This window comes from Sorangium sp. So ce448 (assembly GCF_051520915.1).
Taxonomy (GTDB): domain Bacteria; phylum Myxococcota_A; class Polyangia; order Polyangiales; family Polyangiaceae; genus Sorangium; species Sorangium cellulosum_B.
Window position 1 is genome coordinate 13,161,178 of the sequence record NZ_CP150343.1, and the last position, 22,416, is coordinate 13,183,593.

Consider the following 22,416-nt stretch of genomic DNA (forward strand, 5'->3'; position numbering starts at 1 on the left):
CGCCCGGTGGCGCGGTAGGCCAACGCTTTCGTCGCGCTCGGCCAATGTGAGGGCGCGCTCGCGTCTTTATAAAAGCCTCATGAACGACGGAGCTCCCGTCCGAAGGAGGCAGGTCATGACACGTGAGTTGCATCGACGAGCGTTCGTGCGTGGGATCATCGCGGCGGCGTCGGCGGCGTGGCTCGGGCTCTCGCTCGGCTGTGGCGCCGACACCTCGGGGGACGCCGGCGACGCGAGCCCGGGAGCCCAGGCGACCGTCCGCAAGAGCGCCTCGGCGATGACCGGCGAAGAGGTCGACAGGTTCAAGCGAGCCTACGAGTACGCCGTGGCGAACGGCTTCTTCGACGTCTTCAACGACGAGCACTACGACCACCACCGGCATCGCCACCACGGCGCCGATCTCCAGGCCACCTCGCCGATGACCGTCCTGGTCATGGACGAAACGTCGGGATACCGGCTCCTGCCGTGGCACCGCGCCTTCCTCCTCGAGGCGGAGCAGATGCTCCGGGCCGCCCTCCGCCAGCGAGACCAGGAAGAGGGCGTCGACCCGAGCGAAGCCGATCTCCTGTTCATCCCGTACTGGGACGCGGCGCACGATCAGGACCTGCCGCACTGGGTCCACGGCTTCGAGCCCAAGGGCGGGACGGCCGTCGTGCCGCCCGGCCTGCCCGAGGGGCACGCCGGGTACGGCAAGGAGGTGGGTGAGCGCTACGACATCGTCTTCAAGCGCTGGCCGGGCAAGAACCTGGTCTTCGATACGCTGCAGGCGCCTGAACACGTCCAGCGCATCCTTGCGAAGGGCACGTTCGCCGATTTCTACGACGCGCTCGACGTCACCCCCGAGCTCCGCATCGAGAACTATCCAAAGGCGCTGTCGGCGCTGGAGGTGCTGGAGGTGAAGCTGCCGGACAGCGCGGCCGTCCAGACGCTCGTCAACGCTTTCGGCGGCCCCCCGAGCAGCTCTCAGCAGGGCGCGGAGACGACCAACGCCCTCTTCGAGATCGGCTGGATCGGCGCCGTCGAGGCGCAGAAGGCGGCGCCCGACACCGAGCTCGTCGGCGCCGTCAAGGATGTCTATGGCCTCTTCAACTTCATGCCCCACGTCCGGATGCACCTGTGGGCGGGCGGGCTCGATCCGTCGAACGCGGACGTGCGCGGCACCGTGACGTATTTCAATGAGCTGACGGTCGATCCCGTGTTCTGGATGCTCCACGGCGAGCTCGATCGTTACTGGTATACATGGGAGAAGACGCACGCGGACAAGCCGCCGCTCCAGGGCGACGATGGGAGCTTCAACCCCCTCACCGCGAGCGAAGGCGCCTGGTACGGCGGCGGAAAGACGTACACGCTCGACGATCTCACAGCGCACGACGCGCTGCCGTACGTTTACGATGTGCTGTTCGAAGAATGACGCGCCGCCGCGCGGGGGAGCTCTCGCGGCGGGCGCCCCGCGCCGCGGCGGTAGGCGGCCGGCGTCGCGCCGGTCCAGCGCTTGAAGGCGCGGTGGAACGTGCTCACCTCGGAGAACCCGAGGAGGAACGCGATCTCCGAGATCGCGTCGCGCGACTCGCTCAGGTAGCGCGCGGCGAGATCGGCGCGCAGCCCGTCGAGCACCGACGAGAGCGATGTGCCCTCCTCCTTGAGCCGCCGCTGGAGGCTGCGCGGGCTCATGCGCAGTCGCGCCGCGATGGCCGGCAGCGCCGGCTCGCCGTGGGCGAGCTCGGCCGCGATCGCGGCGCGCGCGCGCTCGAGGAAGCTCGCCTCGGCCGGCAGCGCGGCGGCGAGCGAGGCGAGGTGCTGGTCGAGCACCTCGCAGAGCAGGGGCTCGGCGTGCGCCTGGGGCCTCGCGAGGAAAGCGCGATCGATCACCAGCTCGTCGTGGGCCTCCCCGAAGCGCAGGCCGGCGCCGAAGAGGCGGCGGTGCTCGTCGACGCGCGCGGGCGCGGCGTGGCGAAAGCGCGCGGCGCGCGGGGTGAACGCCGGGTCCGCGCCCCGCCGCGCGAGGACGACGAGGTTGCCCAGGAAGAACTCGACGGCGTGGCGTGAGGGCGCCGGGCTGCTCCGGGGCGGCTCGTGGCGGAGGCGGGCGACATCGCCGTCGATCCGGATCTCGAGCGAGGGGCCGATGGCCACGACGCGGAGGTAGCGAGCCGCGCGCGCGTAGGCTTCCCCGAGGGTGGCGCTGCTCCGCACCGCGAAGCCGAGCGCTCCGAGGCTGCCCACCTGCAGCCTCTGCGCGAGGCGCAGGCCGAAGCTGTCGTCGCGGGTGAGCCGGGCGGCTTCGCTCCAGAGCCGGGCCTCGATCGCCCGCGGAAAGCGCATGTCCGGATCGGCGAGGTCCCCCGGATCGACCCCGGCGGCGGCGAGCAGCTCCGCGGGCGCCACGCCGTCGGCCGCCGCGCCGGCGACGACGGCCTGGAAGACCTTCACGGAGATGTCGCTCATGGCTCTCCGCGGCTCTGGGCGGCATCGTGCCGCGCTCTCGATCGATACCTCGACACGGCAGCCTCCACGCCTGATCGCGAGCTGCTCAGAACGGGGATCCCGAGGTGACGGACCAGCTCGGCCGCGGGGGCCATCGACGCCTGAGCCAGGAGCACGAGATCGCCCGGGAGCGCCGTAGACTCGATCGTGCTGGCGATCTCGCCGGCATAGCCGGGAGAGTCACCCCTCTCGAAGAGCCGCCATGCGCGCCCGCACAGGACTTCGACGACATCGATCGAGCGACCCGCGTCGGACGCTATCTGACGCAGCAGCGCCCCGGTGGGCTGAAAGGTGCTCTGGAGCGCGGCCACGACGAGGATCCGGCGGCCGCTCGCGACGGCTTGCTCCGCCATCGGGCGATCGATCCGCATCACGGTACAGTCCGGGACGGGGACCGCCTCCGCGACGCCGCCGAGGGTCGAGCAGGTGCACACGATGACCCTCGCGCCCTCGTTCGCGAGCGCCTGCACGACCGTGGCGGTGGCCGAGCGGATGCCGCCCGTGATCGCGCCGGCCGCAAGCGCGTCCGCAAGGAGGCTCTCCTGCACCTCATGCCGGACCGGAATCGCGTCGTCTGCGTCCCGAACGAGACGGCTGAACGTCTCGACGTGGACGCGGGAAGTATGAAGAAATGCGAGCATGTTCCTCGGTATCCGGAAGCGGCATGCCTCGTCATGGGTCGATGAGCAGCCGCCTGGCAATCCTCTCGTCGACGGCGTAGGGCCTCTCGCGCGGCAGCGACTTCGCAGCGCTGTCCGCGTGGCCGGCCTGAATCTGCTGGTACATCTTCCGGACCAGGGGAGTCCGATCCTCGATGGCGACGACCCAGCTCTCGGCGTACTCGCGAATGAGATCGCGGCCTACGCCGACCTGGATGCTGTAGCAAGGCAGCGGGCCGCCCCGCAGGTTGCGCTCGGTGTCCCATTGAATGTGCACCTTCGCTTCGGCAAACGCCTTGCTCCACTCGTCCGGCGAGCGAAACACCGTCGCTTCCGGCGAGGTGAGGACGGCGAGGGAGAGCGCCTGCTCCCAGCCCGTCCGCCGGATGCGGACGGCGAGGATCCGCTCCTGCCCGGCCTTGCGCCCCCAGTTGCTGCGGTGCATGAGCCAGAGAAACGACGGCTTGATCCAGGTCATGCGACCGAACGAGAACGGGGCGACGAAGCGCTGGGCAGCGAGCGCAGGCTCGGCGATGGCCGGCGCGTAGGCCTGGTACATGACGATGGTCTCCGCGTCGTAGTCCGCTCGGATCTCGTGCAGCTTCGGCATGCAATCCACTCTTCGCGATCGGTATGATCTGACGGGAGACTACGCTACGGGGCCGTGGACCGCATCTCCCGAAGCGCTCATGCGAAGGACTTGATGAGCATCGCCTGTGAGTATATGGCCACGAGGCCCGCGCGCTCCAGGTTGCGCTGCGAGGTGCTCCCCGCCTCGGCCACCGAGTAGGCGAGGTCGCACCCCGCGTCGCGGGCGTAGGGGAGGCGGGCGTCGATGAGGGCGCGCTGCACGCCGCGGCCGCGGTGGGCTGCGAGTGTGCCTCCGGCAAACAAGAGGGCGACTCGCTCGTGCACGTAGACCGCGCCGACGCCGGCGACGGGGCCGGCGCCTGCGGCTGACGATGCCAGGAAGTACGCCGCCCCGGGCACGTGGAAGCCCGCCTCGAAGATGTCGGCCCGATCGGATGGAGGCTCACCCGGGGTGGCGAAGGCGGAGAGCGAGGCCGCGACCCACGCCGAGGCCTCCTCACGCGCGGCGCGCCGCACAATCACGCCGCCGTGCGCGGCCGGCTCAGGCGCGTGGACCTCGACCGCGGGGGCGAGGTGGCGCACGAGCAGGGTGTCGAGCGAGTCCAGGCGGAAGCCGCGCTCCCCGAGCCGCGCGAGCAGCGAAGGGTGGGCAAAGGGCGAGACCAGGATGCGCGCCGCGGTGCCTCGCGAGGCGTAGAAGTCCTCGAGCGCCTCGACGTCGCGCGCCTCGACCGGGCCGCTCAACCCGAGGCCGACCGCGCGCGAGAGCCGGGCGTGCGGGGCGACGAACGCGGCGCGACCGCCGGCGATGGCCGCGACGGCGGCGCGCCGGGCCGGGACCCGCGCGGCGACCTCGCGCGCGAGCGCCTCGATTTTCGCGGCCTCGGTCGCCTCGAGCCGGGCGGACAGGGCCTGATCGACGAAGACGGGTCGGGGCGTCATGCAGGAAGGATAGCGCCGGAGAGGCGGCGCGGACGCTCACCGCGGCCCGGCGCTTCGGCGGCATCGTGCTGCTTCGCCCGAACAGGACCTCAACGACCTCGCGCCACGGATGCGCTGTTCACCGCTTTCGGCCTTCTGCTTCTGCGAGGGAGCGCGGTCGCTGGCGGCGACCCGCGACGACGTCCTCGATCAGCTTCAGCAGGTTACGCGTGATGGCGTCGGTGGGATCGAGCGACAGCGCGGACGTCGCTTTGGCGAGCGCGCCCTCGACGTCTCCTGTCAGCAGGAGGATCAGGGCGAGGTTGCAGTGCAGCCCGGCATCATCGGGCCGAAGCTCGATCGCGCGTCGGGCAACCGGCAGGGCGTCGTGCGCGCGATCGAGCTCCAGGTAGACGGCGCCGAGCTCGCGACATCCGTCCGGCTGCTCGGGATCGATCGCGTGCGCGCGCTGAAAGGCGGCAAGCGCGGCGTCCGTATCGCCCAGTCGCATCTCGATCTTCCCGAGAAACCAGAGCGTCGGAAACGTGCCCTTTCGCTCGGCCGCCTGCCGGAGCAGCGCCCGGGCTCGCTCCAGTGCGTCTCGGTCCGCCGTCGCCAGGGGTTTTGACGGCGGTTCGAGCACGAGGCGTCCACTCATCTCGGTAGCCCGTGAGAAGAGCGCCTTTCCGTCGCGGAGATCGGTCGCGAGCGTCTCCGCTTCGGTGCGGAGCGACGCTGGGAGCGCCGTGTCGCACAGGAGCTCGTCCAGCACCTCGAACGCGTCGCGCTCCTTGCCGTTGAGAGCGAGGGTCCGCGCCAGAGGAACACGCACTCCTGCGAGCTTGCGGTCGGGGTCGGCAAGCACCGCGCGCCGAAACCAGGCTTCGGCCTCGGACCGATGGAGTTCCTTTGCTTCCGGACCTGTAGCCGCCTCGGCGCGTGCAGACGAGAGTTGACCGAGCTCCGCGTAGCCTGGCGCGCAGCCTGGCCATGAACCGATGATTCGCCGGAGCCAGAACTCCGCGTCGTCGAACTGCCCGTTCGACGCGTGGGCTGCCGCCTCTCGCCCATACTGGACGAACTCTTCGGCGCTGAGGAACCGCGGCATCGCCGACCACCCGCACCCTCGGCACATCCACCCATCGACAGCCAGCGGGTACTCTCGCCAGATCTCGACCTGAGCACCACGACCCGCGGTCGTGAACACCACCTGACGGAGCGGCCTGTCGCACCGCTCGCATGCCGCCATCTCCCTGCGGCCCGGCTCTCTCGGCTCCTGCGGAAACGCCTTCGCACGATGGAGATCTCGCAAGATAACGCGGTCCTCCTCGAACGCGACGTCTCCGGTGCTCGTGTAAATACCGAGAGCGGCGAGAGCGCGACTCCAGAGTGAGATCAATGAGGGCATAAAGGAGTGCCTCGACGACAGGGCTCGACGGGGTCGAAGGGGAGGACGTGGTGGACCTGTTACCTCTGCCCGTGCGGCACGGCAAGATCGCATCCGCGCTCGTCGGCCGAGCGTCGCGATCGATCGCGGCGCATGGCCTATCCCCGGCTTCCCGCGTGTCTCCTTCTTCGTTCGGGTCAGTTTCATCGGCTTGTTCGGCGGTGTCAGGTGAAACCACCGGTGGTGACTTTTGCTCGGAGGCCATGGCCGACCCGTCGCTCCAAGGTCGCCGCGTCCAGAGACCCGCGACTGCTCGACGCGCGAGGGTAGCCTGTTCGACGCTCGGGCCTGGGCACGCGCCGATCGATCAGCCGCGCCGCGCCGCCGCGCCGTCGACAACCGCCGGCACGGACGCCCGCATCACCTCGATGAAGCGACGCAGTCGGGCCGGATAGAAGCGGGCATGGGGATAGACCAGGTGGACCGGCAGCGGATCCGCCTGCCACGACGGCGCGAGGTGCAGCAGCCGCTGCTGCGCCAGGTCGTCGGTCAACAGCCAGGACGAGGCCACGCAGACGCCCAGCCCCATCAGCGCGGCGCTGCGCAGGGCATACAGGCTGTCGGTGCTCATGCGCGGGCGGATCGCGAGCTCGACCCGTTCACCGCCCGACGCGTGGGTCAGCGTGATCGTGTCGCGGTAGTAGGTGCGCAACGCCAGCCACGGCAGGTCGGCCAGGTCCGACGGATGAGCCGGCCGCGCGGCCCGGCCCAGCACCGAGGGCGCGGCGGCGACGATGCGCGGCACCTCGGCCAGGCGGATCGCCACCACGGCCGGATCGGCCACCGCGCCGACCAGGATCGCGCAGTCGATGCCGTCGGCGATGAAGTTCGGCTGCCGGTCATGCAGCAGCCACTCGACCGAGACGCGCGGGTAGCGGCGCAGGTAGTCGGCGAGCGGCTTGACCAGCTGGTGCTGGCCGAACGCGTGCGGCACGACCACGCGCAGCGTCCCGTCGGGCTGGTCGCGGTCGCCTCGCATGTCCGACGCGAACGCCTCCAGGCTGGCCAGCAGCGCCTTGGCGCGCTCGAAGCACCGTTCGCCGTCCTCGGTCAGCTTCATCGTGTGCGTGGACCGCTGCAGCAACGGCAGGCCCAGCGAGCGCTCCAGCGCCTGCAAGCGCCGGCTCACGGTGGGCTGCGTCGTCCCCAGCAGCGTGGCCGCGGCCGACAGGCTGCCGGACTCGACGATCCTCACGAACGTCTGCAGCAAGCCGATGTCGTCCAGCGACGAGGGCGAGGGAGGTGCCGGCCTGGTCATACGCCGACGGTATAACCATCGTGCGCTCCATGCCACTACAGCGCTGGAGCGATGCTTCCCATACTCGGTGTACCATGCACGCCATTCAGTTGACGCATACACCCCCCGCCCCCCAGCCGCTGCCCGCCGCGTCCGCGCCGCCCCTGCCCGCCGCCCTGGTGCTGCTGCTGGCCACCGGCGCGGGCCTGGCCGTGGCCTCGATCTACTACAGCCAGCCCATGCTCGGCGTGCTGGGGGCCGAGATCGGCGCCTCGGACCGCGCGCTCGGCCTCGTGCCCACGCTCACGCAGCTGGGTTATGCGCTCGGCATCCTGCTGCTTGCGCCGCTCGGCGACCGCTACGACCGGCGGCGCATCATCCTGGCCAAGGCTGCCCTGCTGGCGGGCGCGCTGCTGCTCGGCGGCGCCGCGCACGCGATCGGCACGCTGCTGGTCGCCAGCCTGGTCACCGGCCTGGCCGCGACCCTGGCGCAGGACATCGTGCCCGCCGCCGCGACGCTGGCGCCGGAGGCGCATCGGGGCAAGGTGGTCGGCACCGTGATGACCGGCCTCTTGCTGGGCATCCTGCTGTCCCGCGTGATCAGCGGCTTCGTGGCGGAGAACTTCGGCTGGCGCGCGGTGTTCGTCGCCGCCGCGGCCAGCATCGCCCTGCTCGGCGCGGCGATGTGGCGCAGCCTGCCGCGCTTCGAGCCGACCACGCAGCTGAGCTACGCCGCGCTGCTCGGCTCCCTGGCCGCGCTGTGGAAGCGCCACGGCGCCCTGCGCCGCGCGACGCTGGCCCAGGGGCTGCTGTCGGTGGGGTTCAGCGCGTTCTGGTCCACGCTCGCCGTGCTGTTGCACGGCGCCCCGTTCCACCTCGGCAGCGCGGTGGCGGGCGCCTTCGGCCTGGCCGGGGCGGCCGGCGCGGTGGCGGCGCCCCTGGCCGGCCGCATCGCCGACCGCAGCGGGCCCGAACGGGTGACGCGCATGGGCGCCGCCCTTTCGTTCGTGGCCTTCGCCGCCATGGCGCTGTCGCCCTGGCTGTCGGCGCATGGACGGCTGTGGCTGCTCGGCGCCAGCGCCGTCGCCTTCGACCTCGGTATCCAGGCCGCGCTGGTGGCGCATCAGACCATCGTTTATGGCATCGAGCCCGGCGCGCGCAGCCGTGTCAACGCCGTGCTCGTCGTCGGCATGTTCGTCGGTATGGCCTCCGGCGCCGCGCTGGGCAGCGTGCTCTTCGCCCGGTGGGGCTGGCTGGCGGTGACGGCCCTCGCCTCGTCGGCGGCGGCCAGCGCGCTCCTCGTCCGGCTCTGGCCGGCGACGCGCCCATCTCCGAGCGCGTGACGGCTCACGACAGCAGACGTCCCCCTGTCCTTCAGCCCTTCTTTGCCAGCGTGATCCGCGCGACGTCCTCTTCTGTACTCGACGATGTCGAGCGCCACGTGGTGATCGCTCAGCGCGCCGGCGCCTTGCTCTCTCCGTCGTCGAAGAACTCCATCCCTTCGTAGGGCTTCTCGCGGCAGGACATAAGGCGCGTCCGGAGGTCGCCGACGTGGATCTCGAGCTTGTGGCCGTCCGGGTCCTCAAAGTAGAGCGACGCCCCTTCGGAGCGATTCTCTTTCCAGATCCGGGCCCCGCTCAGGCGAACGGCCTCGCTTAGGGAGGCGAAGCCCTCTGCATCGACCGAGAACGCGAGGTGCGAGTCGTCGGCCTGCCGCGCGGCGCGCGCGTCGAGCTCCAGACAGAGCCAGAGCGTTCCCAGCTCGAGGTACGCGCCACTGGCCCACTGCGCCCGCCGCGTTCCGCCGAGCATATGGACGTAGAACTGCACGGCGCGGTCGAGATCTCGAACCGCGAGGGTCACGTGGTTGATGCCGCCGATCGCCATGGCTCCGGCAGCATAGGCGACAGCGGGCCCGTGAGGGAGCGTTCGATCTCCAGGCACCCGGTCGACGGACCGGCGCGGGGACGGCGAGCGCCGAGCCCCGGCGCGGCCTCGTCTCTTCACGAAGCGTCGCGCCGCCGGCAGACGCCCGGACGCAATGGATTTGATGCTCCTTTACATTACTTCACACGATAGTTTTCGAAATTAAACCACGAAATCGCTCCTTGCACATGGATCCATGTCGCCGCGGGTGGGTGGTACGCCAAGCGCATGAAGATCCGTGCTGAAGTCCGGAAGAACCCTACTGGCGCAGCCGTCGAAGAGCGACTATGCAATGCGCCGTCATCGGCCGTCCGGCGATGAGAGGAATGATTTGCACTGCTGAGCTTGACGAGGCTCCTTTGTTTGCCAATAGCGTTCGTCGCACCGAGAGCGACCGCTCTCCGCGCCGGTACGAGCGCGCGGCGGGCGTCGTCAGGTGTGAGCCCCGGCATCACGGCTGAATCACGGCATCGCGCATGCGCATCGGGTCATCTCCGGCGCTTGCCAGGTCATGAATCCGGACGCTAGATCGGTTCGAGTGTCAGCAGCTCGTCGTGACGAACGGGGTGGTTCGTCGCCCTGCCGAACGCGGCGCGACGATCGGACGCTTCATCACCAACTTGGGTAAGAACCATGCACAACTTCAGCTTCCAGAGCAGATGGAACACGTGGGCGGCGGCTGCAGCGCTGGCGCTGCTGCCGGCATGCAGCGACGGCTCGACGGAGCCGATCGGCACATCGCAGGCCGCGCTGGAGGGCGCGAACGGGATCAGCGCGGATCGCGTGATCGATTCGCAGTGGGGTCAGGGGTACTGCGCGCACATCGTCGTGAGCAACCAGCACCCGAGCGCCACGACGGGGACGTGGAGCGTCGCGCTCGACGTCGGCCCGGGCGCCATCTTCTCGTCCTGGGACGGCACGTTCAGCGGGAGCACGGGTCAGATCACGGTCACGCCTCAAGGCAGCAATGCGGCGATCCCCCCGTCGGGCAGCCGCCAGTTCGGGTTCTGCGCCAGCATCCCGAGCCAGGGGATCGAGCCGGTCGTGCTGTCAGTCAGCAGCGACCTGCCGCCGATGGGCAGCGGCGTCGCGATCGCGGAGTACAAGTTCCCGGCCGCGATCGACGCGATGGTCAGCCCTGACTACGCGACCGAGCTCTGGGCGTCCTTCTACCGCCCGACGAACCTGGAGGCCGGCAAGCAGTATCCGCTGCTCGTGTTCATGCACGGGAACCACCCCACGTGCGGCACGGGCGTGAATCCTCGCACGGACAACAACAACCAGTATGCCGCGACGGGGACGTGCCCGGCGAACTACGTCGTCGTCCCCAACCATCGCGGCTACGACTACATGGCCGCGGACCTCGCCGCGCGCGGCTATTTCGTGGTGTCCATCAACACGAACCGGGGTATCCATGCCGCGTCGGGCTCGCCCAGCGACGAGTTCGTCATCGGGCCGCGCGGACGCCTGCTGCTCCGCCACCTCGAGCGGCTGAGCCGCTGGGACAGCGGCGCCGAGCCGACGCCCCCGGAGCTCGGCGTGGATCTGCTCGATCGCATCGATTTCGACCAGGTGGGCTTGCTGGGGCACTCGCGCGGCGGCGAGGCCGTGCGGTTCGCCTACAACGAGTACCGCCGGAGCGGCAGCCCCTGGCCTGCGCTGATAGAGAGCCCCGTGAGCATCCGCGGGATCTTCGAGATCGGCCCGACCGATCAGGGCCAGAACGGCCAGCGCCTGAACGCTGACCAGACGGCCTGGAACGTGATCCTTCCGGCCTGCGACTGGGACCTGAGCGATCTGCCCGGGATGCGCCCGTTCGATCGCATGATGAGCATCGCCGAGCCGGAGCCCCTCTCCAAGTCCTTCTATCATGTGTGGGGCGCCAATCACAATTACTACAACAGCGAGTGGCAGCTCGCGGACGGGAACGGCGGCGGGATCACGGGCTGCATCGACCATGAGGAGCTCTTCGATCCGCTGGAGCATGGCTCGCCGGCGCAGCGCGAGACGGGTCGCCTGGCGGCCGTTCAGTTCTTCACCGCCAACGTGGGCGCGGAGCGCGACGAGGCCGCGAACGCCCTGTTCGACCCCGCCTTCCCCTTTCCGGACGTCCCGTACCGCGTCCGCCGCGGCTACCATCCCGGCGGCGGCTCCGCCGACAGCCTGATGCTCGAGGATTTCATCAATCCGACAGGCACGAGCTCGTACGGCCTGCCGAACACCACCGGCGGCACGCTCTCGGTGGAGCACACGCCCCTGAGCGGGCACGACCCTTCGCTCTCGGGCGCCTGGATCCACGACGTGGCCGAGGGCAGCGCGACGTTCTTCCAGTCGAACTGGTCCGCCGCAGGCACGGGCTTCGATCTCACGGGGTACGACACCCTCGATCTTCGCGCCGACCGCAGCTGGAGCTCCGACCCGACCGAGGCGTCGTTCCTCGTGGAGCTCGTGAACGCCGACGATACCCGGTCGAGCGCTGTCGCCATCGATGAGTTCCTGGAGCTCGGTCCGCCGCCGCGCGGCGGCACCACGCTGCCGACCGCGCGCATTCCGCTGTCCTCGTTCAGCGGCGCCACGCTCGCGTCGGTGCGCGGGGTTCGTCTGACCTTCACCACCCCGCTCGACGGAAACAGCCTGTTCCTGGCGAACATCCGCGCGACCCGCGTCACCACCGAGGCCCTGGCGGCTTCGGGGCAGCTCGCCTCCGTTGCGTCGAGCGCGGCGCCGCCCAGCGCCCGTGCGCGCGCCGCAGGCACGAGCAGGCCCGAGGCGCGGCGGATCACGGCAGGCAATGCCATCCAGAGCGTGAGGAGCAGCGGGTCCGACGCTGTCGAGCTCACGCTCACAAGCGCCGAGTTCTTCGACCTCCGCGCCACCAACCTGGTGCTCACCGTCGGCGCCGAGCGAAGCACCGCGGCTCGCCATCCGAACGGCGATCTCCACACCGTTCAATTCCTGCTCCCGCGCGCAGCCTTCGACCGCCTCGCCGCGCAGGAGCCGGTGACGGTCGACTACGGTCCTGGCTCCTCCGTGGCCTGGGACTTCGGGCACCTCGACAAGACGGCGCTCGCTCCCTGAGCCGAAGGCGGCGCGCCCTGGCCTGCACTCGGCGCGTTCATCCCCTGGTTCATCGACATCAACGACCTGGATTGACCTCCTCGATGAAGTAGGCCGTCTCTGCGGAGTCGTCGTCTGCATCGAGGAGGCTCCCCGCGTCGGCGATCGATGGTCCGACGTTCGTCTCCAGCCACTTCTTCACGTCGCCAGCGCCGGCGTCTTCGAACAGCAGGTCGGACGCTTCCGACGGCCTGAAGCCGCTGTCCGGTAGGTAGATGACCATGCCCAGGATAGGCCATGGTCGACGATGGCGGTGAAGTCTACGCCCATGTTGTGACTCCATTGCTCGGCAATACAGCGTGCTCGCTCCAGCCGACGTTCTGCAGCGCCGCCGGCGCTCGAAGCGCGGCCGGCAGCACGGCTTGTTTGCGCGGCCTCGCTCGTCAAGAGTCGCGGCGAGATCCGCCGCCAGGGTCATGCGGCTGTCAGCCTCCGTTCGAGTAATCGGGGAGCTCGATCTTGTCGGCCGCGGAGGAGCCGAACCACCCCTCGCGGCGCTGCAGCAGGGGAGTGGAAGCGAGCCAGAGGACCCGGTGAAGGAGCGAAACCCCGAGCCTTGACCTCGGGTGCGCGATCCAGGGGACGCCTGGCGGGAGCTTCTGGGCCAGATCGACATAGGGGCGCAGGAGCTTTTCATAGGCCGCGAAGGCGTCTCGATGGCCGGCGTGCCGCGACAGCTCTCCCGCGAGCACGTAAGCGCCGACGAGAGAGAGGCTCGCGCCCATCCCGCTGACCGGCGACGGGCAGTACGCGGCGTCACCCACCAGCGCGGCGCGACCGTGGGACCAGCGTGGCGCCATGACCTGGCTGACCGCGTCGAAATAGACGTCCTCGGCGTCTGCCAGCGCCGCGAGCACGCGCGGCGATTCCCAGCCGGCGTCGGCATAGACGCGCGCGATGACCGCCTTCTGCTCGGCGACGCTCAGCCTTTCATAGCCGCGCGGGGGCGACAGGAACCAGAGCGACGCCCGGGTGGTACCCGTATTGTCTGGACGCAGGAGCATCGATCGCCCGCCGGGGGCGTGGTACCAGCGCGCCCAGGCGCTGTCGGAAGCTCCGCGGGGAATCGTGAAGTAGCTGGCATACAGGCCGAGCGGGCGAATCCTGGGCTCATCCCCGACGATGAGCGTGCGGGTTCGCGAGCGGATGCCATCGGCAGCGACCACGAGGTCGAAATCGCGCGCCGCGCCATGCTCGAAGGAGACGGTTACCCGGTCGCCGTGGTCCCGGAGGCCCGTGATCTGGTCGCCAAAAACATACTCCGTCGTGTCTCGGGTGCGGTCGTAAAGGATCCTGGCGAGGTCACCGCGGAGGATTTCGAGCTCCTTGGTAAACCCACCGGTGTCCGATGTCTCCGCGGGGAACTCGGCCCTTGTCACGTCGTGTTCGTCGACGAAGCGGAGCCCCAGCTCCCCCGTCGTGGCGGCTCGGATGTCGCCTTCGATCCCCATGAGGCGCACGACCTTCCGCGCCGCGCCCTGGACGTCGATGTTCTGCCCGCCGAGCCGGAGCGCGTCGGCGCGTTCCACGACGACGGGTCGGAATCCGTAGCGCGCAAGCCAGAAGGCGAGCGCGGGACCGGCGATGCTCGCCCCCGAGATCAAGACCGTCCGATGTTCCACCGGTGGAGTGTCACCGGGCCGGGGCCGGTGTCAACCCCGTCCGGTTCGACGGATCCTCACCGCGGCTGGATGATCGCCGAGCTGTCGCGTCCCGGTCCGCTCGGCGGGGCTCGGGCCCTCGGGTATCGTCGGGGCGTCGTACGGGCGCTGGCCTGGCGGTGCGTTCGGGCGCCGCTTCGTCTATCCTTGTCGCCATGATCAAGCGCAGCGGGAGCAGCCGAGTCGCGCCGGCGGACGACGTGTTCGCCGCGAGGAAGCGCAAGCCGGTACCGCACGAGTTCGTGCTCGACGCGCTCACCCCGCTCGGGCCCGAGACGCGGCCGATGTTCGGCTGCCTGGCGGTCTATGTGGAGGACAAGATCGTCCTCATCCTGCGCGACAAGCCCGCGCCCGCGCAGGACAACGGCGTCTGGCTCGCCACGACGGAGGAGCACCACGCGGCCCTGCGCCCTGAGTTCCCGAGCATGAGGAGCATCGAGGTGCTCGGGAGCGGGGTGACGGGCTGGCAGGTGCTCCCGGCGGAGGCGCCCGATTTCGAGGAAGCCGCGCTGCGGGCCTGCGCGCTCATCGAGGCGGGAGATCCGCGCATCGGGAAGGTGCCGGGCGAGCGGCGGAAGCGGGGCGAGGCGCCGGCGAAGAGGGCGGCAACGAAGAAGGCGCCGGTGAAGAAGGCGCCGGTGAAGAAGGCGCCGGTGAAGAAGGCGCCGGTGAAAAAGGCGGCTGCGAAGAAGGCGGCTGCGAAGAGGGGCGGGAAGGCGACCGCAAAGAGGGGATCCTGAGCGTCCGCGGCCCGAGTTCCTTCGCCAGGTAGCTGTCGACGATCATCGCGAGCCGCGAGCGGCCGTGCCCATGGCGATGGCTGGGCGATCACCCTTGTTCGATCATCTTCTGCGCCGCGAGAAGGCTCTTCGTGAGGCCGCCACCGCACAGCACGAGCTCCCGGATCGCGTCGTCGAGGTGCCGATCGTCGACCACGATCTCCTGCCCCTCTTCGGCGGCGAAGACCGCCGCCTTGCGAAGCAGCTCGCGGATGAAGGCGCCGCTCGCCCCCTCGGTGCGCGCGATCCACCGGGGCAGATCGACCCCCTTGAACGTCAGCCCGCGTCCGTAGAGCTCGAACATCCTGCGGCGGCCCTCGCCATCCGGAAGCGGCACCTCGATGGCGAGATCGACGCGGCCGGGTCGGGATGCAAGCGCGGGCTCCAGGATATCCGGACGGTTCGTGGTCAGGAGGAACAGGACGTCAGCGTCTTCCCCGAGGCCATCCATCTCGTTCAGGAGCTCGAAGAGCACCCCATTGCACGACTGGTCCGGCCGCGTGCGATCTTCCGCGACGAGATCCACGTCCTCGAGCACCACGGTGGCGGGTTGGAGGAAGCGCGCCATGGCGCACGATTGCCGGATGAGGCCCTGGGAACGGCCCGTCAGCAAGATGACAGTCCGCCCCTCCATGCGGCTCGCGAGATACATCGCTGTGAGCGTCTTCCCGGTTCCCGGAGGCCCGTGCAGCAGAACGCCGCGCTTCAGGTGTCGGCCCGCGGAGAGGAGGGAGCGCGCGTGCTCTGAAATGCGAATCGTACAGCGCTCGATGCGCTGGAGCAGGTCTCCCGGCAGGATGAGGTCCCCCTCTCCGACCTGCCGCAATGGACGGAAGCTCACCCCGATGGTGCTGCGGTCCACCTGGTCGAGCGACACCACCTTGCCGCGGTAGACGTTGCGTTCGAGCATCGTCCGGCGGAGCATCGCGAGGAAGCGCTCTCCCGCCTCGCGCTCCGGCGCCATGACGCTCACCGTGAGGCCGCCGTCCCATGGCTTTTCGCTGCCGCCGATGAGCACGGCGAGGCGTTCGGGGGTGTGTACGAGGAGAAGGCCGCATCGCAGGCAGGAGACCTTCTGGCCTGCATCGAGATCGACCGTCGTGTATTCGACGGGGCCGATGGTGGGACCACCCTCGAACAGGCCCGCCTCCGTCGCCGTGGCGAGCTGCCCGAGCCGAATGCGGTTGTAGGAATCGCGTCCAGTGAGCCCGAGGAGCGCGTGCGATCGTCCCCCCTCTCCCAGCATCGCGTCGAGCGCTACCTGGACGTTCGGACGGTCGTACTCCGGAAAGCTCGCCTCCACGACGGGAAACGCTGCGGGGTCCAGCGCGAAGTGATCGCGAAGCTTCTTTCTTATGACGGACTCGTCCTTGCTGACGCGCTCGTGGGCGAGCTCGATGAGCTTCCGGAGGACGTTCATGCCGAATGACATGACTGCACTCTACATCATGCCGTCGGGCGTTGAAAGGCCGAGGCCGAAATGGGGCGAGGCGCCGGTGAAGAGGGCGGCGGCCAGGAAGGCGCCGGCGACGAGGGCCGGGAACGCGACGGCGAAGATGGGTTTTTCGCGCCGCGATGACGCTCCTGGTCAGCGCTGCTCGCGCGGCGCGGTGACCCTCGCCCACACCGCGAGGATCATCGCCTGTTCCATCGTGCTCGGCGGGGGATAGCCCCTCGGGGGCTCGACCGGCAGGGGCACAGGGGCCTTTGCCCTGCGCCATGCCGCGTCGTGGCGCGCCGAGGCCCCGGCCGCGGGGCCGCGGCGCGCGACCTCGTAATCGACCGCGGCCACCGCCTCTTCGAGGGTGGAGAAGCGCTCGACCTGCCTTCCGTCCAGCAGGACGTGCCACCGCTTCCCGCGAGCGCCGCGGGCGAGGACGACGACCTCGCTGAGCGCGCCGGGCTTCCTCTCGTAATGGAGCGCGAGCCCGAAGCGGCCGAGAGAGGCCCACGCATTGCGCGAGATGGCCATCACCTCCGGGTCGACGCGGAGGCTCAGCGGATCGAAGTGCGCGGCGCGCTCCTGGATCTCGCGCAGCGTGATGCGGCCCGCCTCGACCTCGAACCCGGGGTAGTCGAAGGTCACCTGCCGAAAGAAGCGGCTCGCCTCCGAGGCGTCCCTGCCCTCGAGATCGAGGTCGCGGGGCATGCCGAAGAGCGACGGCAGCGTGCACAGCTGGAGCGAGGAGAGGTCGACGAAATCGAGGATGAGGCAATCCTTCTTGCCTGGATGCAGGCGCGTGCCGCGCCCGACGCACTGGGCATAGAGCCCGTCCGAGCGTGTCGGGCGGGCCATGGCGATGCAAGAGACGCCAGGGTCGTCGAAGCCCTCGGTGAGGACAGCGACGTTGGTGAGGACCTGCACGCGCTCTTCCCGGAAATCGGCGAGGATCCGGCCGCGGAGGTCGGAGGGCATGTCGCCGTGGACATAGGCGGATCGGACGCCGAGGTGGTTGAGCGCCTTCGAGAGGTTCCTGGCGTGCGCGACCGTGACGCAGAAGGCGATGGTGCGGCGGTCGCGGGCGAGCTCTTGAATGGAGCGGGCGACGAGCGCGTTGCGCTCCTCCAGGTCCACGGCCTCCTCGAGCTCCTCCGTGGCGAAGTCGAGCCCGCCGGCGTCGAGGGGGGAGAGGTCGGTGGCGGTGGCGACGCGGTAACCGGTGAGGGGGGCGAGGTAACCGTCCGCGATCATCTCGGTGAGGGAGCGGCTGTAGACGATCGCCTCGAAGACATCGTCGAGGCCTTTGCCGTCGCCGCGGGCCGTCGTGGCGGTGAACCCGAGGAGGGTGCCTGTCCACGCGGGGTCGAAGGCGCCGAGCTGGCGGAGGACGCGGCGGTTGTCGTCGGCGGGGGCGTGGTGGCATTCATCGTAGATCACGAGGCCGATATCGCGACCGCCGGTGACCTGCTCCAGCCGCTTCTCGTGGAGGGAGCGTATGGAACAGACGATGACGCGGGCGTCCGCCGGGGCGCGGAGCTCGCCCTGCTCCACGGCGACCGTGGCCTGTCCGGCGAGGGCGCGCTCGATCTTTTCCTTGGCCTGGAAGAGGAGCTCTTCGCGGTGGGCGAGGACGAGGACCTGCCGCCTGGCGAGGCGGGCGAGATGGGAGAAGATGACCGTCTTGCCAGCGCCGGTGGGGAGGCACACGACCATGCGCCGGACGCCGCGCCTGCGGGCCGCGAGGACGGCATCGACGGCGGCGCGCTGGTACGGGCGGAGGGCGGGCGCGCCGGGGCCCATCGGTGCTGAGGCGGTCGTCGGGGTGGTCATGAGCTCTCGCGCGGGCGTCGCGCACGCGTCGCGCACCATAACCCGGAACCCGAGTCCGTGCTCATCGGCGATCGGCAGCTCCCGCACGCCATCCAACGAGGGGACCTCCGCTCGACGCGGCGCCCGCGAGAAGCCCCGCGGCCGGGTTGATTGGAATTGACATCGACCATGTGAGCGAACACATTTTCACGAACGGTGTCCTTTCTCTTCGCCTTGGGTGTGTCGTCATGCGCATCGAGACCTTCGTCGGCTGTGTGCCGACAGCGCTGCTAGCCTCGGCCCTGTGCGGCCTTGTCGTCGCTTGCTCCGAGCCCGCGGGACCCGGAGCGGCCGGAGCGGGAGCGGGGAGCAGCGGAACCGGCGCTGGCGCCAGCGTCAGCGGGACGACGGGCGGCAACGGGAGCCAGGCGGGTTCGAGCGGAGGTGCCGGCGCCGGGACGGGCCAGGCGGGGGCGGGTGGGCACGGGTCGGGCGGAGCAGGAGGTGGTCCTGATCTCAGCGCGGAGATCTACGACCGCACCAACCTGCCGCGCTTCGACATCGAGCTGCCCCCGGAGTCGGTTCAAGCCCTGCAGCGGGTGTCGGGCCCGGACGATCCGCTCCAGGACGAGTACGTCTCGGCCACGCTGCGCTACGGGACAATCACCGTTTCGAACATCGGGCTGCGCATCAAGGGCGAAGGCAGCTTCCGCGGCCTCGACGAAAAAGCGCCGTTCAAGCTCAAGTTCGACGAGTTCGTGGACGACCAGACCTTCCTCGGCCTCGAGCGCATGACGCTCAACAACATGGTCGAAGATCCGTCGTTCCTCGCGGAGCGCCTGGCGTACGACCTCTTCCGCCACGCCGGCTTGCCCGCCCCGCGCTGCAACAGCGCGCTCGTGGTCGTCAATGGCGAGTTCTACGGCGTGTATGCCAACGTCGAAGCCGAGGACACGACCTTTCTCTCGCGCTGGTTCGCGAGCAACGACGGAAACCTGTACGAAGAAGGGCAGGTCGACTTCGTGCCGGGCGCCGAAGCGGAGTTTGATCTCGAGACCAACGAGGCCGCGAACGACCGCACGGACCTCGCTGCGCTGATCGCCGCCGTGGACACGGCGAAGAGCGCGACGTTCCTCGAGGACATCGGCGGCTCGCTCGACACCGATCACTTCCTGCGCTTCACCGCGGCCGAGGCCGCGGTGAATCAGTGGGATATGTACGCCTACACGGTCTTTTATCCGAACAACTTTCGCATCTACAACGATCCCGCTTCCGGGAAGTTCGTCTTCTTGCCGTGGGGGATGGACCTCTCGATGAAGCCCTTCCGCGACTCGGGCAAGCCCTACATCGCGCTGTTCGAGCTCGCGCGCCAGGGGGACTTCCCGAACGGCGCGATCTCGACGGGGCTCCTCTTCCGGCGTTGCCTGGAGAGCCCAGGCTGCGTGACCGCCTATCGCGGCGCGGTGGAGAGCATCATCGAGGCGTACGAGAGCGCCGACCTCGAAGGGCTCGCCAGCAGCTACTACGAGCAGATCCGCGAGCAGGTCGCCGCCGACCCGCGCAAGGAGTACTCCCAGCGAGAGTTCGAGCGGGGCTTCCAGAGCTTGCTCGACACCATCCGCGAGCGCCCGGACGCGTTGCGCGCGGATCTGGCCAGGTAGCGCCGCCCGGATCGGGCGGCTTCGCTCCGGTCCGGGCTGCGATGGCGCGTTGGATCCGTTCAGCGGCGGTCGCGACGCCGCCGCGCGCGGCTCGCGAGGGACAGCGCGAGCCCGATCGCGGGCAGCGCCCAGCCGGACGAGGCGCCGCTGCCCGCGCCGACCGAGCAGCCGACGCTGACGTGATCGCCATCCGGGTCCTCGGGAGCGTCACTGCCACCACCCGCCCCGGATCCCCCCGAGCCGCCGGCACCCGTATCGGGGGCCTCGCAGGAGCTCACGTCGTTGTCGGCGCAGAGGTGGGGGGCCTCTTCGCAGAACGCCGCCCTCGCGCTGCACCAGGCCTCCTCGAAGCCCTGGGGCGGAGAAGAGCACGCCCCGATGTTCGCGGCGATCTGCGCCGGGTCGGCCGGGAAGACGCCCGTCGCGCCCGCGTCGCCGTGCGGAACGCAGGCGCGCTCCGTCTCGACCGTCGTGCCGTCGATGAGGCTCTTGTAGGTGATCTGGTAGCAGTACTCCGTGGCCGCGACGTCGTACGTATGGCTCGGGTTCCCGTCCCAGAACGTCTGCGTGTCGAGCTCCTTCCCGTCCGGGCTCGAGAAGGTGACGATTTGCACGTACTGGCGCACGCCGCTGTCTTCCTCCCCGGTCAGATCGAGGGAGACAGTGACATAATGCTCCACTTCCTCGGCCACGCAGGCCTCTAGCGGACCGCAACTCGCTGAGCCCAGGTCGGCGACACAGCAGCTCGCCTCGCCGCGCCAGCGCTCCTGCACGGCGACCCAGGTCTCGACGGGGATGGCGCCCACGTCCATGTCGACAGCTGCGCTGGCCCGGGTCTCCCAGGGGACGGTGCCGCGCTGCTCTCCCTCGAGCGCGATCTGGTAGGTATGGCCTTCGACGAGCGGGGCTGCGGGGCGAAAGGCGAGCACGCTCTCGCGCTGGCCGGCGACCACCTCGGCGATCTCGGCGACCTCCTCGAGGGTGCCGCTGACGGCCTCGCCCGTGATCTTGTCCGTCACCAGGAGCACGGGCGCGCTCTCCGGACAGTTGGAATAGCAGCTGAGCCGGACCACGATGACCCCGTCGAGCGGCATGGCGCGCGAGGCGTCGTACACATAGCGCCCGTCCGGCACAGGCGTGCAGGCGGAGCTCGGACGGGAGATGCAGAGAGCGCCCAGGCTTCCCATGACGGCGAGCGTCAACGCGGTGAAGCGAGAATGATGCATTGAAGTTCCTCCTCGATGACCCGACCCGGGTCAGCTTCGCGGGGGCGTGTGCAGATACCATGCCGATGGCGACTCGCGCGACCGCCGCGAGGTCGTTGCGGGCACCCGCGCGCGTCGCGGATATGACCGCGATGTCACCCTGTGCCGGCCTCCCGGTGTCACCTCGACCATTGGGCGAAGAGATATCCGTAGAATTGCTCGAGATCCACCTGGTCGAGCGCCCGTACCGTGCGACCGCCGGGCACGACCCTGGTGCGCCCTTGAGAGGGGCCCGCGGTGACGATCTCCGTCTCCCACGCGCGGAGGGCGAACATCTCCGGCTTGCCGAGGTACGATGTCGTCAGCACGTCCCACGCGAAGTAGTCCTGGTGGCCGGCGAGCGCGTAGCAGGTGCCCGCGAGGTCGGAGAGGGGGTATCGGCGCTGGCGGGACAGGCGGCGGAGGAACGCCTGGGTGACGGGGACGAGGTTCGTGAGGTCCAGCGGACACAGGGTGATCGGGATGGCCGTCTTCCAGATGCGGTCGGCGGCGATCGGGTCCCAGTAGACGTTCCACTCGGCGGAGCCGTCCTGTCCGCTCTCGAAGGCCGTCTGCACGTTCCCGTGCACGTTGAGCGCGCCGCCCATCCAGACGATCTCGCGGATGTTCCTCTCGATTTGAGGATCGATGTCGAGCGCGGCGGCGACGGTGGTGAGCGGCCCGGTCACGAGGAGCGTCACGGGCTCGGGAGCGGCGCGCAGGGCGCTCGCCATGAAGGCCTGGCCCGCCTCGGGGACGCGCCGGGTCAGGATCTCCTCGCGCTCGTTCAGGATCGGGATCTTGTCGATGCAGAAGGCGTCGCGCCGGAAGATGGGCGGAAAGGGGTTGAGCCCGCGGACGGTGCTCTCGGCGACGGGCACGTCGTGGCGGCCCACCAGATCGAGGATCTTGCGCGTGGCGCTGACGGCGGGCTCGATGTAGCAGTCGGCGGGGGTGACGACGACGCCGAGGACATCGACGTGGTCCATCGTCAACAGGAGGAGCATCGCGAGGTAGTCGTCGACGCCGCCGTCGTGATCCAGGAGAACGCGCGTTCGTGTCATGAAGAGCTCCTTGCGGGCGCGGAGGGGTGGGTCGCGCGCCAGCGATCCCGGCGGGGTCCGGCGCGCGGCGAGGAGGAGAATTTCAACGCAAAGGCGCAAAGACGCAAGGGCGCAAGAAGGCATGAAAGTGTATCTCCGCTGCCGAGGAAGGTCCTGCGTCCTCACGATGGCCGGGTTTCAAGACGGCCTGGCGCGCCCCGACCGCTGTACGCTCGGAGCGACGTCGCGGTCGGACAGCTCCCTGAACGAGCGCGCCGCGCCGTGATCCTGCGGCGCACGACAGCGCCGGCGCGCGGGTGACGATGTGGCGCGCTGGGCCGCCGATGCCCGCGCCATGCGTCGACGACGCCGACGGCTCGATCGCTGCGGCGGCCC

The 22,416-nt window shown here is 69.7% G+C and carries 18 protein-coding genes; 5 read left to right on the forward strand and 13 right to left on the reverse strand.

Annotation, left to right across the window (positions count from 1 at the left end):
- Positions 1 to 115 precede the first annotated feature (115 nt).
- Positions 116 to 1,411 (forward strand): tyrosinase family protein, encoded by a 1,296-nt coding sequence (locus WMF45_RS49510; protein ID WP_437714248.1) that lies wholly within the window; start codon positions 116 to 118, stop codon positions 1,409 to 1,411.
- Here the strand turns inward: WMF45_RS49510 and WMF45_RS49515 are convergent.
- The 6 genes from WMF45_RS49515 to WMF45_RS49540 form a co-directional block, all read right to left on the reverse strand.
- The gene (locus tag WMF45_RS49515) at positions 1,387 to 2,445 is read right to left on the reverse strand and encodes an AraC family transcriptional regulator (protein WP_437714250.1); all 1,059 of its coding nucleotides are present in this window, start codon (positions 2,443 to 2,445) and stop codon (positions 1,387 to 1,389) included. The two genes, WMF45_RS49510 and WMF45_RS49515, sit on opposite strands and share 25 nt — an antisense overlap.
- Positions 2,442 to 3,125 (reverse strand): hypothetical protein, encoded by a 684-nt coding sequence (locus WMF45_RS49520; protein WP_437714252.1) that lies wholly within the window; start codon positions 3,123 to 3,125, stop codon positions 2,442 to 2,444. Before WMF45_RS49520 ends, WMF45_RS49515 begins: the two co-directional genes overlap by 4 nt.
- Positions 3,126 to 3,156: 31 nt before the next feature.
- The gene (locus WMF45_RS49525) at positions 3,157 to 3,753 is read right to left on the reverse strand and encodes a DUF4291 domain-containing protein (RefSeq protein WP_437714254.1); all 597 of its coding nucleotides are present in this window, start codon (positions 3,751 to 3,753) and stop codon (positions 3,157 to 3,159) included.
- 77 nt (positions 3,754 to 3,830) lie between these two features.
- Complete coding sequence (locus WMF45_RS49530) at positions 3,831 to 4,676, reverse strand: N-acetyltransferase (RefSeq protein WP_437714256.1); 846 nt, start codon at positions 4,674 to 4,676, stop codon at positions 3,831 to 3,833.
- A 118-nt stretch (positions 4,677 to 4,794) separates the two neighbouring features.
- Positions 4,795 to 5,298: a tetratricopeptide repeat protein gene (locus WMF45_RS49535; protein WP_437714258.1), complete on the reverse strand. Its 504-nt coding sequence runs from the start codon at positions 5,296 to 5,298 to the stop codon at positions 4,795 to 4,797.
- Between the two features lie 1,111 nt (positions 5,299 to 6,409).
- Complete coding sequence (locus WMF45_RS49540) at positions 6,410 to 7,360, reverse strand: LysR family transcriptional regulator (protein ID WP_437714260.1); 951 nt, start codon at positions 7,358 to 7,360, stop codon at positions 6,410 to 6,412.
- A gap of 74 nt (positions 7,361 to 7,434) precedes the next feature.
- Here WMF45_RS49540 and WMF45_RS49545 point away from each other — a divergent pair, with 74 nt between their 5' ends.
- Positions 7,435 to 8,682 carry an MFS transporter gene (locus tag WMF45_RS49545; RefSeq protein ID WP_437714261.1) on the forward strand — a complete coding sequence of 416 codons (1,248 nt, stop codon included), beginning with the start codon at positions 7,435 to 7,437 and terminating at the stop codon, positions 8,680 to 8,682.
- 109 nt (positions 8,683 to 8,791) lie between these two features.
- On the opposite strand, the gene WMF45_RS49550 is transcribed toward WMF45_RS49545, so the two are convergent.
- Positions 8,792 to 9,226, reverse strand: coding sequence for a fosfomycin resistance glutathione transferase (locus WMF45_RS49550; protein ID WP_437714263.1), 435 nt, complete (start codon positions 9,224 to 9,226; stop codon positions 8,792 to 8,794).
- A 672-nt stretch (positions 9,227 to 9,898) separates the two neighbouring features.
- Between WMF45_RS49550 and WMF45_RS49555 the strand changes: the two genes are divergently transcribed.
- Positions 9,899 to 12,343 (forward strand): cellulose binding domain-containing protein, encoded by a 2,445-nt coding sequence (locus WMF45_RS49555; RefSeq protein ID WP_437714265.1) that lies wholly within the window; start codon positions 9,899 to 9,901, stop codon positions 12,341 to 12,343.
- A 58-nt stretch (positions 12,344 to 12,401) separates the two neighbouring features.
- Here the strand turns inward: WMF45_RS49555 and WMF45_RS49560 are convergent, their stop codons facing one another.
- Together WMF45_RS49560 and WMF45_RS49565 are read right to left on the reverse strand one after the other, a co-directional pair.
- Positions 12,402 to 12,605: a hypothetical protein gene (locus WMF45_RS49560; RefSeq protein ID WP_437714267.1), complete on the reverse strand. Its 204-nt coding sequence runs from the start codon at positions 12,603 to 12,605 to the stop codon at positions 12,402 to 12,404.
- A 202-nt stretch (positions 12,606 to 12,807) separates the two neighbouring features.
- Complete coding sequence (locus tag WMF45_RS49565) at positions 12,808 to 14,004, reverse strand: FAD-dependent monooxygenase (RefSeq protein ID WP_437714269.1); 1,197 nt, start codon at positions 14,002 to 14,004, stop codon at positions 12,808 to 12,810.
- A 194-nt stretch (positions 14,005 to 14,198) separates the two neighbouring features.
- Between WMF45_RS49565 and WMF45_RS49570 the strand changes: the two genes are divergently transcribed.
- Positions 14,199 to 14,783 carry a hypothetical protein gene (locus WMF45_RS49570; RefSeq protein ID WP_437714270.1) on the forward strand — a complete coding sequence of 195 codons (585 nt, stop codon included), beginning with the start codon at positions 14,199 to 14,201 and terminating at the stop codon, positions 14,781 to 14,783.
- Between the two features lie 88 nt (positions 14,784 to 14,871).
- Here WMF45_RS49570 and WMF45_RS49575 read toward each other — a convergent pair whose 3' ends face one another.
- Positions 14,872 to 16,254, reverse strand: a complete 1,383-nt coding sequence (locus WMF45_RS49575; RefSeq protein WP_437714272.1) for an AAA family ATPase — start codon at positions 16,252 to 16,254, stop codon at positions 14,872 to 14,874.
- A gap of 156 nt (positions 16,255 to 16,410) precedes the next feature.
- Entirely contained in the window at positions 16,411 to 18,093 is a 1,683-nt protein-coding gene (locus WMF45_RS49580) for a DEAD/DEAH box helicase (protein ID WP_437714274.1), read from the reverse strand.
- A gap of 227 nt (positions 18,094 to 18,320) precedes the next feature.
- Here WMF45_RS49580 and WMF45_RS49585 point away from each other — a divergent pair, with 227 nt between their 5' ends.
- Positions 18,321 to 19,733 (forward strand): CotH kinase family protein, encoded by a 1,413-nt coding sequence (locus WMF45_RS49585; RefSeq protein ID WP_437714276.1) that lies wholly within the window; start codon positions 18,321 to 18,323, stop codon positions 19,731 to 19,733.
- A 59-nt stretch (positions 19,734 to 19,792) separates the two neighbouring features.
- On the opposite strand, the gene WMF45_RS49590 is transcribed toward WMF45_RS49585, so the two are convergent.
- Both WMF45_RS49590 and WMF45_RS49595 read right to left on the reverse strand, forming a co-directional pair.
- Entirely contained in the window at positions 19,793 to 20,959 is a 1,167-nt protein-coding gene (locus WMF45_RS49590; protein ID WP_437714278.1) for a hypothetical protein, read from the reverse strand.
- A 158-nt stretch (positions 20,960 to 21,117) separates the two neighbouring features.
- Positions 21,118 to 22,041 carry a nucleoside hydrolase gene (locus WMF45_RS49595; RefSeq protein ID WP_437714280.1) on the reverse strand — a complete coding sequence of 308 codons (924 nt, stop codon included), beginning with the start codon at positions 22,039 to 22,041 and terminating at the stop codon, positions 21,118 to 21,120.
- Positions 22,042 to 22,416: the final 375 nt, after the last annotated feature.

Coding starts and splice junctions, on each gene's coding strand:
- WMF45_RS49520 (WP_437714252.1), bottom strand. CDS start 3,125: ATGCTCGCATTTCTTCATACTTCCCGCGTCCACGTCGAGACGTTCAGC.
- WMF45_RS49510 (WP_437714248.1), top strand. CDS start 116: ATGACACGTGAGTTGCATCGACGAGCGTTCGTGCGTGGGATCATCGCG.
- WMF45_RS49540 (WP_437714260.1), bottom strand. CDS start 7,360: ATGACCAGGCCGGCACCTCCCTCGCCCTCGTCGCTGGACGACATCGGC.
- WMF45_RS49575 (WP_437714272.1), bottom strand. CDS start 16,254: ATGTCATTCGGCATGAACGTCCTCCGGAAGCTCATCGAGCTCGCCCAC.
- WMF45_RS49555 (WP_437714265.1), top strand. CDS start 9,899: ATGCACAACTTCAGCTTCCAGAGCAGATGGAACACGTGGGCGGCGGCT.
- WMF45_RS49580 (WP_437714274.1), bottom strand. CDS start 18,093: ATGACCACCCCGACGACCGCCTCAGCACCGATGGGCCCCGGCGCGCCC.
- WMF45_RS49530 (WP_437714256.1), bottom strand. CDS start 4,676: ATGACGCCCCGACCCGTCTTCGTCGATCAGGCCCTGTCCGCCCGGCTC.
- WMF45_RS49595 (WP_437714280.1), bottom strand. CDS start 22,041: ATGACACGAACGCGCGTTCTCCTGGATCACGACGGCGGCGTCGACGAC.
- WMF45_RS49585 (WP_437714276.1), top strand. CDS start 18,321: ATGCGCATCGAGACCTTCGTCGGCTGTGTGCCGACAGCGCTGCTAGCC.
- WMF45_RS49550 (WP_437714263.1), bottom strand. CDS start 9,226: ATGGCGATCGGCGGCATCAACCACGTGACCCTCGCGGTTCGAGATCTC.
- WMF45_RS49515 (WP_437714250.1), bottom strand. CDS start 2,445: ATGAGCGACATCTCCGTGAAGGTCTTCCAGGCCGTCGTCGCCGGCGCG.
- WMF45_RS49590 (WP_437714278.1), bottom strand. CDS start 20,959: ATGCATCATTCTCGCTTCACCGCGTTGACGCTCGCCGTCATGGGAAGC.
- WMF45_RS49525 (WP_437714254.1), bottom strand. CDS start 3,753: ATGCCGAAGCTGCACGAGATCCGAGCGGACTACGACGCGGAGACCATC.
- WMF45_RS49545 (WP_437714261.1), top strand. CDS start 7,435: ATGCACGCCATTCAGTTGACGCATACACCCCCCGCCCCCCAGCCGCTG.
- WMF45_RS49560 (WP_437714267.1), bottom strand. CDS start 12,605: ATGGTCATCTACCTACCGGACAGCGGCTTCAGGCCGTCGGAAGCGTCC.
- WMF45_RS49570 (WP_437714270.1), top strand. CDS start 14,199: ATGATCAAGCGCAGCGGGAGCAGCCGAGTCGCGCCGGCGGACGACGTG.